General features: G+C 40.3%; 10 protein-coding genes. 4 read left to right on the forward strand and 6 right to left on the reverse strand.

Annotation, left to right across the window (positions count from 1 at the left end; all coding sequences use genetic code 11):
* Nucleotides 1–62: 62 nt before the first annotated feature.
* Nucleotides 63–1607 carry a tetratricopeptide repeat-containing sulfotransferase family protein gene (locus PTET_RS15295; protein ID WP_096038852.1) on the forward strand — a complete coding sequence of 515 codons (1545 nt, stop codon included), beginning with the start codon at nucleotides 63–65 and terminating at the stop codon, nucleotides 1605–1607.
* Nucleotides 1608–1711: 104 nt separating this feature from the next.
* On the opposite strand, the gene PTET_RS15300 is transcribed toward PTET_RS15295, so the two are convergent.
* Entirely contained in the window at nucleotides 1712–5167 is a 3456-nt protein-coding gene (locus tag PTET_RS15300; RefSeq protein ID WP_096038853.1) for a PAS domain-containing hybrid sensor histidine kinase/response regulator, read from the reverse strand.
* A gap of 425 nt (nucleotides 5168–5592) precedes the next feature.
* The gene (gene ylqF, locus PTET_RS15305) at nucleotides 5593–6537 is read right to left on the reverse strand and encodes a ribosome biogenesis GTPase YlqF (RefSeq protein WP_008465001.1); all 945 of its coding nucleotides are present in this window, start codon (nucleotides 6535–6537) and stop codon (nucleotides 5593–5595) included.
* 91 nt (nucleotides 6538–6628) lie between these two features.
* Between ylqF and PTET_RS15310 the strand changes: the two genes are divergently transcribed.
* Together PTET_RS15310 and PTET_RS15315 are read left to right on the forward strand one after the other, a co-directional pair.
* On the forward strand, nucleotides 6629–7165 hold the full coding sequence (locus PTET_RS15310; RefSeq protein WP_024602252.1) for a YaeQ family protein: 537 nt from the start codon (nucleotides 6629–6631) through the stop codon (nucleotides 7163–7165).
* Nucleotides 7166–7349: 184 nt separating this feature from the next.
* On the forward strand, nucleotides 7350–7955 hold the full coding sequence (locus tag PTET_RS15315) for a PGAP1-like alpha/beta domain-containing protein (protein ID WP_028834704.1): 606 nt from the start codon (nucleotides 7350–7352) through the stop codon (nucleotides 7953–7955).
* Here PTET_RS15315 and PTET_RS15320 read toward each other — a convergent pair.
* Nucleotides 7952–8161 carry a hypothetical protein gene (locus PTET_RS15320; protein ID WP_016899028.1) on the reverse strand — a complete coding sequence of 70 codons (210 nt, stop codon included), beginning with the start codon at nucleotides 8159–8161 and terminating at the stop codon, nucleotides 7952–7954. The genes PTET_RS15315 and PTET_RS15320 overlap by 4 nt on opposite strands.
* A gap of 399 nt (nucleotides 8162–8560) precedes the next feature.
* Here PTET_RS15320 and PTET_RS15325 point away from each other — a divergent pair, with 399 nt between their 5' ends.
* Nucleotides 8561–9034, forward strand: coding sequence for a Dps family protein (locus PTET_RS15325; protein WP_008112861.1), 474 nt, complete (start codon nucleotides 8561–8563; stop codon nucleotides 9032–9034).
* Nucleotides 9035–9098: 64 nt separating this feature from the next.
* On the opposite strand, the gene PTET_RS15330 is transcribed toward PTET_RS15325, so the two are convergent.
* The 3 genes from PTET_RS15330 to PTET_RS15340 all read right to left on the reverse strand — a co-directional run bounded on the left by PTET_RS15330 (nucleotide 9099) and on the right by PTET_RS15340 (nucleotide 15307).
* A complete protein-coding gene (locus PTET_RS15330; RefSeq protein WP_036957027.1) occupies nucleotides 9099–11171 on the reverse strand; it encodes a S9 family peptidase in 2073 nt (690 codons plus the stop codon).
* A gap of 151 nt (nucleotides 11172–11322) precedes the next feature.
* A complete protein-coding gene (locus PTET_RS15335) occupies nucleotides 11323–11898 on the reverse strand; it encodes a hypothetical protein (protein ID WP_013466224.1) in 576 nt (191 codons plus the stop codon).
* Nucleotides 11899–12175: 277 nt separating this feature from the next.
* Nucleotides 12176–15307: an efflux RND transporter permease subunit gene (locus tag PTET_RS15340; RefSeq protein ID WP_013466226.1), complete on the reverse strand. Its 3132-nt coding sequence runs from the start codon at nucleotides 15305–15307 to the stop codon at nucleotides 12176–12178.
* Between the last annotated feature and the right edge of the window lie 6 nt (nucleotides 15308–15313).

Below are 15313 nucleotides of genomic sequence, written 5' to 3' on the forward strand. Positions count from 1 at the left end.
ATAGTTAAAAGCCTTGTTGATAATCAGCAAGGCTTTATTATTACCTCTCGTTAAGGTTATTTATGCTAACAGCACATCAACATCAGTTAAAAACACAGGTATTTACAGCAATAAACAATAACCAGTTATCCGCCGCTCACCAACTGCTAGTTAAGCAATTACAGTACGATGCGACAGACCATTTTTGCTATTACCTACTAGCCGAAGTGAATATTGCTGCAGGCGACAACTACAAAGCCATACAACTGATAGAAAAAGCCTTAACAATCAATAACCATCCCTTATATGTGCTGCATTTATCTAAGCTAATGATACTAAAGGGTGACGTAACATTGGCGACCAGTTACTATCAGGAAGCTATCAAGTATCAAGGTTATGGGCCTCTAGAGTGGGATACCTTAGCTAATATAGCGACTCGACTTGGTGACTATAAACATGCTTTAGCATGGCAAAAAATAGCTTATGAAGCCGCACCTACACACCCCAAAATTAATTACAACTTAGCCATTGCCTATAAAATAAATGGCCAATTAGATCACGCAAAAACGCTATTATTAGCGCTTATAAAACGCGAGCCAAGTTACTTACAAGCACATTACTCTCTTGCAGAACTAAATACCTCAACTGAAGCAAAAACACATATTACCGAGCTAAAAAAACGACTTAGTAGTAGCTTAACTGCAACAGAACAGCAAATGATTTATCACAGTTTGGCACTAAATCACGAACATATTGGTGATTATGAACAAGCTTTTAGTTACTTTCGTGATAGTAAATTGGCTATAAAACATCAAGTAAACTATGAAGCCAGCAAACACCAAATATTTTGCCAACAATTAATAGCATTAAGTGAAAAGATTCAATTAACAGCAAAAAACGCTGACTTCTCACCCATATTTGTCATGGGTATGCCTCGTTCTGGTACCACATTAGTAGAAAAAATTATTAATCAAAGTACCGAGGTGACCGGCCTTGGGGAGCTAAATGACATTGCACAGCTACTTCAAAGCACTGCGGCGTCAAAACATGTTTTAGATATCCGTATGATTGAGCAGGCATTTCAAAAGTTTACGCTTGATAACCCCTTAAATGGCTACCAATCGCGCTGCGAAGGCATGATGACTTCATCTAGGAGCTGTGACAAGCAACCCTTTAATTTTTACTTTATTGATTTTATTTTAACTGCGTTTCCAGAGGCAAAAATAGTCTGTATGCTGCGCGACCCTGTGGATAGCTGTATTGCAAATTACAGGCAGCTATATAGCCCGCACAGTGCATTTCATCATTACAGCTATGACTTACAAGATATTGCTCATTTTTATCAAGATTATAAGTTACTTATCAACCACTTTCAGAAAAAGTATCCTAATAATGTAATGATTCAACACTATGAAGAGCTAGTAACAGATGCCACCTTGCAAACTCAAACATTATTTAATTTTTGTAATTTACAATGGCAGCCCAGCTGCTTAGCGTTTTATAAAAGCAACAGCGCCTCGGCTACTGCTAGCAAAGTGCAAATTCGCCAACCACTCAATAGTAAGAGTATTGGCTACTGGCAACATTATCAGCAAGCCTGTGATATGTTATCGAATAAGTTTAATTAATCGATAATAATTAGCAAGTCATGCCTTTCACCCGCAATTAGTGATTTAAACATAGCTAAAAATCATGAAAAACAAGGCTCTGGTGTGTTATTAACCCACTTACCTTAAAGTAAAGTCAGTCGTTTTATCATTCTTTTTAATGCCGGTGCTTTAAGTGGTTTGTACAATAAAGGATAACCTGCATCGAGTACGCGCTCGCGTATTTGCTCATCATGGTTTGCAGTATTAACAATGGCAGGCAACGTCATTAATCCTGCTTGTTCAATCACCTCAAGCCCCGTTACACCATCATCCAATTGATAATCAACAATAAGTAGTTGTGGTAGTGTATTTTCTGCTTTGAGTTGCTCAAGTTCAATTAAGTTAGTGGCGGTGGCAATTTCACAGCCCCAGTTTTCTAGCAACTGTTTTAGCGCTTCAAGTACATTACGATCGTTATCCACAAGCCAAATACATAAACGACCCAATTCAGTTTCTGAATTGGCAGGTACATGCGCAGTGGCTGGTGTTTTTAAACTAGGTTTGCATGGCATGGTTAAAGTAAATTGAGTGCCTTTATTAAGCTGAGAGCCCATTACCAAAGGAATATTTAATAAATCACAAATACGTTTGGTGATAGAAAGCCCCAATCCTAATCCCTCGGCGTTAGGTTTATCGCCCAGCTGCTTAAATTCTTGATAAATACTCTGCTGATCACTGGTAGCAATGCCTATGCCTGTATCTTCAATCACAAACGATACATGATGTTCATCAAGTAAAACTTTTAAACGTACTTCACCATACTCTGTGTAGCGTATAGCATTACTAAGTAAGTTTCTTAGTACACGCTTAAGTAATGCTTTGTCGGTATAAATTCGCGCATCGCACGACTCAACGATAAAACCGAGGCCTTTTTCTTGAGCTAGTGCTAAATAATCATTACGCAGTGGCTCTATTAAACTACTCACATTAAATTCCGTTAACTGCACTTTAAACGAACCTGAATCGAGTTTAGTTAACTCTAAAATACTCGAAAGTAGCTCTTCTGCACTTGCTAAGGAATTTTTAATATTCATAGCTAGATCTTTAAGCTCAGTATCTTGGGCTTTTTCGTTCATTAGCGAACAAAATAAACTTGCGGCATTAAATGGCTGCAATAAATCGTGACTCGCCGCGGCAAAAAAACGCGTTTTACTTACTGTTGCCTGCTCTGCTACTTGCTTAGCTTTAGAAAGCGCTTGGTTAGCCTGTGTTAATGCTGCAGTGCGCGTAGCCACTTTTTCTTCAAGACTAACATTCGCTTCGGTGAGTGCTTTTTGTTGTTTTACAAACTCACTTATGTCGGTGTAAGTCGTTACAAACCCGCCACCAGGCAAGGGATTTCCTTGCATTTCAAATACTCGGCCATCACTATGTGCGCGTTGATATTTATACGCACTGCCTTGTTTTAAATAAGCTAAACGCTTATCGACTTCTGTATTAATATCCTCACCACGAAATAAGCCTCGCTCAGCGTTAAAGCGAATAATATCGGCAACGGGTCGGCCTATATATAAAGCACTATCGGGGTAATTAAACATGTGCTTATAGCCCTGATTCCAAGCGACCAAACGCAACTCACTATCTACTACGCTAATCCCTTGTTGAATATTTTCAATGGTAGATTGCAGTAAATCACGATTAAATTTAAGCACTTGGCTAGCTTCATCGACAAACTCAGCAACTTGCTCTAAAGGCTGACGCTGCTCATTTTTCGCTACATCTAAAATTAGCCGTGCTGATGCACCACCAATAACCGCTGACATTTCACGCTCAACTAATAACTCAAGCTCAACATTAGCAATCCGTTTCCATTGGCTTTTGTCATGCGGAAAATACTGCTGCACTAAAGAATGGCTCGCGTCTTTTTCAGCAAAACGCTGTAATAATGCCCCTAAATCTTCATAATTGAGTGGCTGCAATGTGGTGTTTAATCGCGAGTCGTTTAATTGAGATATGAACTTATTGCTTTGCAGGCGCTCAGCAAGCGTTGCACGACTAAATAGTGGTACAAGCAAATACACTAACGTATTAACCCCTAACGACAACAGTAATGATTGGCTAATACTTTCTAAATTCAATGAAAGTAAATTAGTGGGCGCTAACCAAGCAACTTGCCATGGCCCTTCTATTAACCAACTACTTTGACTACCAAAACCACTGGCTAAATTAGGTAGCAGTAAAGTGTAACCCCAAATTACAAAGCCACTTAAAATACCGAGCTGTGCACCACGACACGATGCGTGGCGCCACCATAAACCAATAATCATCGCAGGAGCAAATTGCGCAACTAAGGTAAACGACATAAGCCCAACGGTTGCAAGTGTGGTGGTTTCTGCCAGCACTCTATGAGTGAAATAGCTGAGTAATAAAATAAGTACAATTACAATTTTACGCGCATGCAATAAGTTGTTTTTATCCAATCCTCGGCTGCTTGACGTTAACTGTGAGCGACGCAAAATAAACTGATTAATAAAATCATTAGTGATCATCACCGACAGCACAATTGCCGACACAATCACCATACTTGTGGCCGCTGAAAAGCCACCTAAAAAGGCCAGTAAGGTTACCCCGCTATTATCTGTCGCCATTGGCAACGCTAATACGAAGGTATCTTGACCAACGCTACTATCACTAAAATAAACCAGCCCAGCGTAAGCTATAGGTAAAATAAATAAGTTGATCAGTAATAAATACAACGGAAATAACCAGCGAGCGGTTGCCAGCTCATTATTGTTATTGTTTTCAATAAAGCTCATATGAAACTGACGCGGCAAACATAACGTTGCCAGTATCCCCAACAAGGTATGTGCAACATAGACATAAACGGGGCTTTGAGTCGCGGCAACGTGTGTTGGTATGTTTAGCGCTTGCGCCTGTTCATACAAAGCAATAGGGCTATCAAATATAGAAAAACACACATACAAGCCCACCGCAATAAAGGCAAGTAACTTAACAATTGATTCAAAGGCAATACTGGCAATTAACCCGGGGTTATGCTCACTGGGCTTAAGCCTGCGAGCGCCAAATAAAATAGCAAATAAAGCCAGCAATAACGTAATATAAAACGTACTATCTGCCCATACTTGGTTACTTTGAGTGGGGGCTCGGTCGGTGAGTAAATTAATACTTTGTGCGGTCGCACTAAGTTGTAAAGAAATATACGGTACAATTGCTATCACTGAAATAAGTGAAATAAGCCCTGACAAACTCGACGACTGCCCATAGCGAGTAGCAATAAAGTCAGCCATAGAGGTAAGCTTTTGCTGTCGACAAATATGCGCAATACGACAATACAGCTGCCAGCCAAAAATAAATAATATAATCGTGCCCGCATAGGTAGGCGCCAACCACCAGCCATTACTAGCCGCTTGTGCTGTGGTGCCGTAAAAAGCCCATGAGGTACAATAAACACCCAATGACAGCCCGTAGGTTAAACCTTTGAAAGGAAGTACCTTACGCCTATCCGCCCAGCCCGCAACTGCAAATAATATCCCTAGATACACCACAGCAATAAGGCTAATAAACCAAATTGAAAACATATTTTTGTTCTTGTTATTATTTTTATAATACTTAACTTAGCATAAGGGGATGTGTAGCAAAAAGCAGCCCTTACTTTAGTGCTATAAATGAACAAAAAGGTAAAATAAGAATTATTTGCATTTAGGTGTTGACAGTTATTTAAATCTAATTGATAATCACTATCAACAAGACGAAGCATACTTCTTGTGACGGAAAAGTTCATTTGTTTCTCGACCCTGAAACAACGTGTGGCGCACGTTAACAGCTATGGAAACCTGTTATAAACCACAACGCCCCTTGCTGTTTATGACCTGTTTCCGCCCTACTCATTTACTTGCTACATTGCTCATATCGGTGACGGTAGATATGAAACTAAAAAAGCCCTTACGGGCTTTTTTTATGTCTGTAATTTAGTGCGTAAGGCCTTAACCTGCGCTTTTATAAATTAACGACGGTTTTTTCGTGCACGTGCTCGGCGTTGTTTTTTCTCTTCTTCTTTGGCTTGCTTTTTCGCCTCTGCTGCCGCGCGCAATCCAGCCACCATTATTTCTTCTTCTTCACGCATGGCAGGTGTTTCCATGGTAATACGACCGATAATGCCATCTCGTAATTCATTAATTAGAATTTCCGACATTTTATACGTATCGATTTGGTTACCACCGCGAATACAGCCGCGCTTTTTACCCGCCATTTCAACAAACTCCCAATCGCTTTCTGGCAGTTCATCTAATTTATAGCGCGCTTTTAAAAGCTCAGGATAAGCATGCAATAAATACTCAGCGGTGTAACTTGCCACTTCTTCGTACTCAATAGCGGTATCACGTATCGCACCGGTTGCGCCTAAACGATAACCTGAGTTTTCGTTCTCTACTTTTGGCCACAGCATCCCTGGCGTATCGTAAAGCATAATGCCATCATCAAGTTTAATACGTTGCTGCGCCTTAGTAACTGCAGGCTCGTTACCCGTTTTAGCCACTATACGCCCAGCAAGCACATTTATGAGCGTCGATTTACCTACGTTAGGAATACCCATGATCATGGCTTTAATTTGCTTATCGGCACCGACTTTATGTGGCACTAACTTTTTACATAGCTCATTAATTCGATGCACTTCTGCGGCTTTATCGTTACCAAATGCAATGGCTTTTACGCCATTTTCTTGCTCAAAATAGTCTTTCCAGGTTTGCGTCATTTTAGGATCAGCTAAATCGGCTTTATTGAGAATTTTGATGACCGGCTTACCTTCACGCAGGGTAGCCACCATCGGGTTTTCGCTACTGTAAGGAATGCGCGCATCTAGCACTTCAATGATCACATCCATTTGTGGCATTATTTCTTTAATTTCATTTCGGGCTTTATTCATGTGCCCAGGGAACCACTGGATAGCCATTTTTAACTCCTAACATATAATTTGTAGCTATTTTAACTGGCAATTCATTTAATTGCGCTATACTGACGCAAATTTTTTCATATAAGACACTATGGCTCTCAAATCTACCATCATGAAGGCGCAGTTATCGCTTAGCGATATGGACCGTCACGTATACCAAGACTTTCACCTGACCTTGGCACAACACCCATCAGAAACAGATCAGCGGTTGATGATCCGCTTACTCGCTTTTGCACTTAATAGCTGTGATGGTTTAGAGTTTACCAAAGGGTTAAGCGCTGATGATGAGCCGGAGCTTTGGCATGTCAATTACAGTGAAGAAATAGAGCTGTGGATTGAGCTGGGGTTACCAGATGAAAAGCGCCTTAAAAAAGCCTGTAATAAAGCTAAAAAAGTAATTTTATATACCTATGGCGAGAATAACCAAGCTATTTGGTGGCAAAAGCATCAGCCTAAATTATATGAGTTTAAAAACTTAAGCATCTTTAGTCTTGATTATGCTGCTACTCAGCTATTAGCTGCGTTGGTTGATCGTAATATTAAATTGGCAATTACCATTCAAGATGGTGAAGTTTGGGTTAATACCGACACCACTAACATTGAGATAAAACCTCAGCAATTAATGTAACTAGAATAGGTTATACCAATTGCATTAAATTAGTTATCTATTATAGCGACAAGTAAATAAGTCGGTAACAAGGCGAAAATTGTGACATATAGTTGTTCTATATAAATAATTTTTAACGTAGGTAGCGGATTATTTAATACGCTAGAATGATCATGTTTTTAATAAAATTGGTATTAGGGGGCATATGAAAGTTAAACACGTTATTGTTTTACATGGCTTATATATGTCTGGCTTGGTGATGCGCCCGTTGTGCTCACGCTTGGAGGAGTCGGGGGTGAAAGTTTTAAACCTTACCTACAATACGCGTGACCCTAATCGGGATGCTATTTTTTCGCAAATAGATGAATTTATTGGCAACGAGCCTTCTGCTTTAGTGTGTCACTCTATGGGGGGCTTAGTTGCTCGCGCCTATTTAGAGGCAAACTCAGCGCCAAGTCATCATGTTGAAAAGGTAATCACCTTAGGAACCCCACATACTGGCAGCCATATTGCTGAAAAAATGCAGCAAAAAGGGTTCGAGCTATTATTAAAAAATAGCGTTGAGTTTTTACTCTCTAAGAATGGTGATTGGCCTTTTAAAGCCAAGCTATATAGCATTGCCGGCGACTTACCGATTGGCTTAATGCCACTCATTGTAAAAGGCAGCCGCTCTGATGGCACCGTATTATTAGATGAAACCAAGCTAAAGGGTATGGCCGAACATAAGGTATTTCACTTAAGCCATACCAGTATGATTTACTCACGCCAAGTCGTTAATTATATTCTTGAGCGCTTGAATGAGGACATTTAGTCCTCGGCTGCAGCCGCCACTTTGTAGCTGATCAAAAATATAATACCTAGCACTAAGGGCATTGGTGCAGCAATATAGCCAAAGGCATCAGAGTTTGCAAAACTTGCACCCGCTAAGTGCGCAACTAACCCTAATACAAACCCTAGCAAAGCAATACCAATAACGATGAGTTCAGCTTTATTTTCTTTACGTGTTTTAGCTTCCATAATTTCTCTCCGCATCTAATCAAGTAGCCCCTTAACTCAATAAAGTGATCTCTATCAAGTTGGGTTATAGTGATTATGCGCTTTACTTATGAGCGTTTTTTGACCTACATCAATAAATAAAATAAGTGTGCGCTGCGCCTGTCAAAAGCTTGTTTTAGATCATATTTTGTACTCACAAAATAAACAATTTCGCTGCTCAAGGTAGTATTTTTATAAACACAACCCATATCTATTGAACAGCGTTAGCTAACTTATTTAAAAAGTCGAGCTACGGTGATAGCTTTTAGCTATGACACCAATATGTATAAACGATTTTATTAATACACCATCTTAGGTAATACTGACTGTATTGAACAAGGTGTAAACAAATTCATAAAACGGTTATTTAAGGAGCAAAGTATGTCGCAAGTAAATGCAATTGGTTTAAACAGTACAAAAAGTGAAGATATTATTAAGTCACTGAATACGCTTTTAAGCAGCTATCAAATTCAATATATGAATGCGCGCGGTTTTCACTGGAATATTAAAGGCCGAAACTTTTTTGAATTACATTTAAAGTTTGAAGAAATTTATAACTTACTACTGTTAAAAGTAGATGAAATCGCAGAACGTATTTTAACGCTTGATGGTGCACCGCTACATGCATTTTCAGATTACTTAGAAGTAAGCGAAATTAAAGAAGCAAAAGGGATCAGCGACGGCGTAACCGCAGTAGAGAACTTACTTGCCGGATACAGCAGCTTAATTAAAATGCAGCGCGATATTCTTGCACAAGCCGCTGAAGCTGATGATGAAGGTACCGCGTCATTAATGAGTGACTACATTAAAGAGCAAGAAAAACTAGTGTGGATGTTAAAAGCCTACCTAGATTAAGTTATTTTAAAAAATAGAAAGCCTCAGTTATTACTGAGGCTTTTTTGTAACAATCATTTACGGGCTATGACAAAGCGATAAAAAAGGCCATTTCTAGCGCTTTTTCTTCTAAGCTTTTAAAGCGACCCGATGCCCCACCATGTCCTGCATCCATGTCGGTTTTAAACACTAAAATATTATCATCGGTTTTATATTCACGCATTTTAGCCACCCATTTCATTGGTTCCCAATACTGTACTTGTGAGTCGTGCAAACCGGTTGTCACCAGTATATTGGGATAGTGTTGCGCACTAATATTGTCGTACGGTGAATACGCTTCAATAATGTCGTAAAAATGGGGGTCATTTGGGTTACCCCATTCATCATACTCATTTGTTGTAAGCGGAATGCTTTCATCTAACATTGTGGTGAGTACATCTAAAAATGGCACATGGCAGCCCACTCCACAGTAAAGCTCAGGCGCTTGATTTACCACAGCTCCCATTAATAACCCCCCAGCACTGCCACCAGAGGCAAACACTTTACTTTTGTTGCCATATCCTTGCTCAGTGAGCGCTTTGGTTACATCTATAAAGTCATTAAAGCTATTTTGTTTATGCTGTTTTTTACCATGTTCGTACCATGAACGCCCTAGCATTTCGCTACCACGCACATGCGCAATCGCATAGACAAAGCCACGGTCTAGTAAACTCAGTGATGTACTCGAAAAACTAGGATCTATGGTGATCCCATACGCGCCATAACCATATTGAAACAACGGATTTGAGCCATCTTTGTTAAAGCTATCTTTACGATATACCAACGACACGGGTACTTTTACTCCATCTCGAGCGCTTACCATAAGTCGCTCTGACTGGTAGCCTTCTGCGTTAAAATCACCGAGTATTTTTTGTTGTTTAAGTAAGGTTTTTTCGCCTGTGGTTAAATCAACATTATAGAGCGAACCTGGCGTTGTTAAGCTTGAATAGTAAATGCGTGCATGGGTTACACTTGGCTCTGGGTTCATCGCAATAGCGGCGTAGTAACAAGGATCATCAAACTCAAGGTTCATTCGCTCGCCGTTTTTGTTAACCACAACAAAGCGTGCTTGGCCTTGTTCGCGCTCGCTAAGCACTAAAAAGTCGTTAAATAGTTCAACGCCTTCTAATAATACAGTTTCACGGTGAGGGGTATGTGCTTGCCACTGGTTTTTATCAGCAATGGTGTCGCTTGTTGCGGTCATTAATCTAAAGTTTTTGGCCTGCCAGTTAGTCACTATATAAAAAGTATCACCAAGCTTATCGATATCAAATTCATGCCCCTCTTCGCGCGGCATTAAAGCGGTAAACTCACCTTGCGGTTGATTGGCATCAAGCACCCACATGTCGTTAGTTTCTGTGCTCGCTAAATCAATAATAATTAAGCTTTCATCACGACTTTTACCTAAGCCCATAAAAAAGCTGCTGTCTTGCTCTTCGTATACCAGCACATCTTGGTGTTGCTCAGTCCCTAGCTCATGTCTAAAAACTTGATAACCCAATAAGGTTTTTAAATCCTTTTTTACATAAAATACGGTTTTATTGTCGTTCGCCCAAACAACTTGCCCCTCGGTAATCTCAAGTGCATCGTCGAGCATTGTATTGCTACTTAAATCTTTAAACCGTACTGTGTATATACGTCTGCCGTCGGTATCTTCAGAGTAAGCCATTAATTGCTCGTTGGGGCTCAGTGCCACTTCCCCTAACTCATAAAATTCATAGCCATTGGCAAGCTCATTAACATCAAGTAGTAGTTCTTTATCAGCCATTGCCATACTGCGGCTGCGATAATGACGCGCATATTCATCATCTCCGCGAACCTCTGAGTGATACCAATACTGGCCGTCTTTTACCGGTACAGTGTTATCGTCTTTTACAATACGACCTTTAAGCTCCTCAAATAATGTATTTTGTAGTGGCTTAATGGCAGCTAATTGTGCATCACAATAGGCATTTTCTTGCGCTAAATGTGCGAGTATATCGGCATTTTGTCGCTCATCATCGCGCATCCAATAATAATCATCACTGCGTGTTTTAGCATGAGTAGTCAGCGCATGAGCTTGCTTTTTAGCAACAGGGAAATTAGGTAATAAGCTTAAAGAATAATCAGAAGAAGACACAAAAAAACCGCTTAAAAAATAACAATGGCGGTCAGTTTATCATAAAAATAAAAAAGCCCACTCATAGTTGAGTGGGCTAAAGCGGTATAAATTCGATAACTAAAAACTACGAGAATTTTTATTGTTGTCGTTATACCTAAGGGAAGTTGATTTACTGTATTTGCTGCCAAGCCATCGCCCAGCTTTCACCAACGCCTGGCTCAAACATAGCGCTATTCTCATTCACACGGCAAAACTCACTAAATGGCCATGCCTTACACTGGTATATATGCCCTGTTTTTGGCTGTAATACTTTGGTGCCCGCACTGTACATATCGCCATTTTGAGGATAAACCGCGTCGTATCCAAGGCTATTGACTGTGATTAATTTTTTATTTTTTTCAGCGCGATTAAAGTGAACCACCGCGCTACAAATACCACTGCTTTCAAGTGCAAATATTTTGTTATGTCGGTACGCAACCACCAATCCTTGCTCTGTCATTCTACCAGCGCACACAAGCGGAATATGCATATTAATATGCTCAACCACCAGCAAACTCCAAGCATGCGGTTCGCCCTGCTCTGGAGAGAGTATTTCATAATCAAACGCTAGCTGAGTTAATTCGCCATGCTCATCGTAAAAGCTCACACTAACCGTATCACCAACAAAGAGCTGGCTATACTGATCGAGCCCAAGACAGCCAATAGTTAACCATTCTCCACATGTTAATGATGAATGTATAAACACTGCAAAACCTTAAAGAGTCAAACGTCGCCCATAACATATGGCTTTCAACAGGCAAACTAGCTCGTGAGCTAATATGCGTTAACTAAAGTATTAGGTTAAAAACCATTGTGTAATACCAATACCGACTGATTGTAATTCGCAATGTTGCAATAATCAAACAAAAGAATGTAACCAGAGTTTAAAAACAATACTAAAGTTTGCACTAATGAGCATAAAACAAAAAAGCCAACCGCTTTATAAACGGTTGGCTTTTTTCAGCTACATGATCTGGGTGATGTTAACTTACGCTCGCTTTTTTACTTGCGAACGGGCGCTTAAATAGCGCGCCTATGTCGGTTAAAATAATATACAAACACGGCACCAAAATAAGGGTGATCAGTGTTGCAAACATAACCGCAAAGCCCAGAGCTACCGCCATAGGTATTACAAATTTGGCTTGTAAACTGGTCTCAAACATAATCGGCAATACCCCTGCAAAGGTCGTAATTGAGGTAAGTAATATGGGCCTAAAACGTGCACAGCCTGCTTCAATAACCGCATCTTTTATACTGATACCAGCACGACGCGCCTGATTAATAAAATCAGTCATCACTAAGGAGTCGTTAATAACCACCCCTGCAGCAGCAATTAAACCAAAGCCCGACATTAAACTAATATCTAAACCAAACCAAAAATGACCCCATATTGCCCCCGTTAAACTAAATGGAATAACCGACATTACAATGAGAGGTTGTGAGTAACTTTTTAACGGTACGGCAAGTAGTATATAAACTAAAATCATACCACCAGCAAAAAATAGCAGTTGCTCATTAGCTTGCGCCTGCTGTTCTTCAATTGCGCCACCTAGTTCTGACTTAACACTTGGGTATTCGTCCAACAGTTGTGGTAGTAAATTTTCTTTTACTTGCTTAACCACTTCGCCTGGCTCAATCACTTCCTCATCAATGTTGCCATACACATAAACAGTGCGATAACCGCCTTCACGACGAATATAACTAATACCAGGGGTTTCAGTTAGCTCAACCACATCTCCTAGCAATACTTCTTTGCCTTGGGGCGTGGTGATAACCGCGTGTTTAAGCGATGAAAACGCTTCGCGAGTAAGCTTAGGGTAACGTACCATCACCCGTACTTCTTCACCGCGACGAATAACACGTTGCGCCTCGCCACCATAAAAACTGGCACCGACTTGATTTGCAATTGAGGCCAAATCTAACCCTAAGTCAAAGGCGACTGGTTTTAAGCTCATTTGTACTTCTTTGCTAGCAGGATCAATGGTAGAGCTTATATCAAATAAGCCTTCTTGCTGCTGCAATAATCCAATAAAGCGACGCCCTGCTTCATTCAATGTATCGATATCAGAGCCATACAGCAAGTAACCAAACTCACCGTTACCGCCGCCACCTCCACCGCCAACATCATCCTGAATAGTTAACGATTTAACGCCCGCAATATTAGGCATCGCTTCACGCCAGCGGCGCGAAAGCTCAAAGGCATTATAAGGGCGTAAATCTTCATCAACCAATGGCGCTAATAACTGCGCCTCTGTACGACCTTGGTTAAATACCAATACATCGCGAATCATCTTTTGCCCTTCTTCTCGCTCGGTTTGCTTATCTATTTCAAGCACCATGGCTTCGATTTGGCGAATAGCATTAATAGTTTGGATGTCTGATACGTTATCGTTCATCTCAACATTAATTTGCGGGAAGTCATGCGGCACTTTAGGCGATGGGATCATTCTCACCTGATTTGACGATATTAACGCAAAGGTGAAAATTAGTAGCGCAATAAAACTAAACAGCACCGTCCAACGCCACTTTATACAATTAACAATAAACTGCCTATACGGTCCATTTACAAAGCCAAAAAAGCGCTTATTAAAGCGTGCTCGCCAACCGTCAGGGTTAATAGGTGAAAAGTGAGTATGCGCAATGTGTGCCGGTAATATCAGCTTAGATTCAATCAAGCTAAATATTAAACATAAAATCACCACCACTGAAATACCTATAAAAAAGGAACTTTCAGGGCCGCTTGAAAGCGTAAACGGCGCAAATACCGCAATGGTTGTTAGTACACCAAAGGTGGCAGGGGTTGCCACTCGTTTAGCGCCATTAACCACATTAACAACACCACCGCCTTTTTTTTCTATTTCGGTGTAGGCACTTTCACCTATGACAATGGCATCATCCACCACAATCCCCAGCACCATAATAAAGGCAAATAAAGACACAATATTAATTGTGATACCAAATAACGGCATCAGCATCATCGCACCTAAAAAGCACACTGGTAAACCAATCATTACCCACAGTGCGAGCTTAAAACGTAAAAATAACGAAAGCATAATAGCGACTAAAATTGCACCTTGCAGCAAATTAGCTTTCATCATGTCTAAGCGTGCATTTAGATAGTAAGTAAAGTCCATTAGCGGCTCTATACGTACACCCAATGGCAGTTCTTTATTTTTTTGATCAATATACGCTTTAACCGAATCGGCCACCGGAATAATGTTTTGATCTTCGGTGGCTTTTACCGATAAATAAACCGCGTTTTCGCCATTAAATTTAAAGTAACGCTCACCTTCAACGAACTGATCTTTGATTATAGCAATATCTTGTAGCAACACTTTGGCACCATTGGCGCCAATTTTTACCGGAATTTGCCTAAACTCTTCACCAGAATAAAACTGATTTTCTACTCGAACCGAAATAACACCCGCATCAGTTTTTAGTTGTCCGGCTGAAAAGTTAGCCGAATAACGACGTACCGCGTTCGCTACATCCGATAAGGTTAAATTATATTGGCGCAGTGTGTCGGGCTCTATTTCTATGGCAATTTCATCCAGTGGCACATCGTTTACCACTAAAGATACATTCGATAACTGCAAGAGTTCATCTTCAACCTGATTTGCGATTGGCTTAAGCTCATTTAGCGGTAGGTCAGCCACGAGCGTCATGCCAATTACATCTTGGCGAAACTCTATTTGGCTAATGGTAACCGGCTCCATTCCTGCAGGAAAAGTCGCGATACCATCTACTCGCAGTTTTACCTTATCGAGAACGTCAGTAAGCTCTGCGTCAGTATTAATTTCAAGGCTGGCAGAACCCCCATTACGAAAAGCGCGATATACCCCTTTTTTTATCTCAGTTATATCTTTTAGCGACTCTTCAATTTTTATTAAGATACTTTCTTCAATTTCTTGTGGCGACGCCCCCGGGTAGTTTGCATTTACAGTAATATAGTTGACTTCTATATTAGGGAACATTTGTCGCTGAATGGTAAAGTAGCTTATAAGCCCCATTACAATAATAAAAAACATCATTAAATTGGCAGCAACAGAGTTGTTAGCAAAATACGCAATTAACCCTGTTTGTTTGGTTGTATTGGGCTGTTCTGTGTTATTCATAACTCA

It is taken from the genome of Pseudoalteromonas tetraodonis (assembly GCF_002310835.1).
Lineage (GTDB): Bacteria > Pseudomonadota > Gammaproteobacteria > Enterobacterales > Alteromonadaceae > Pseudoalteromonas > Pseudoalteromonas tetraodonis.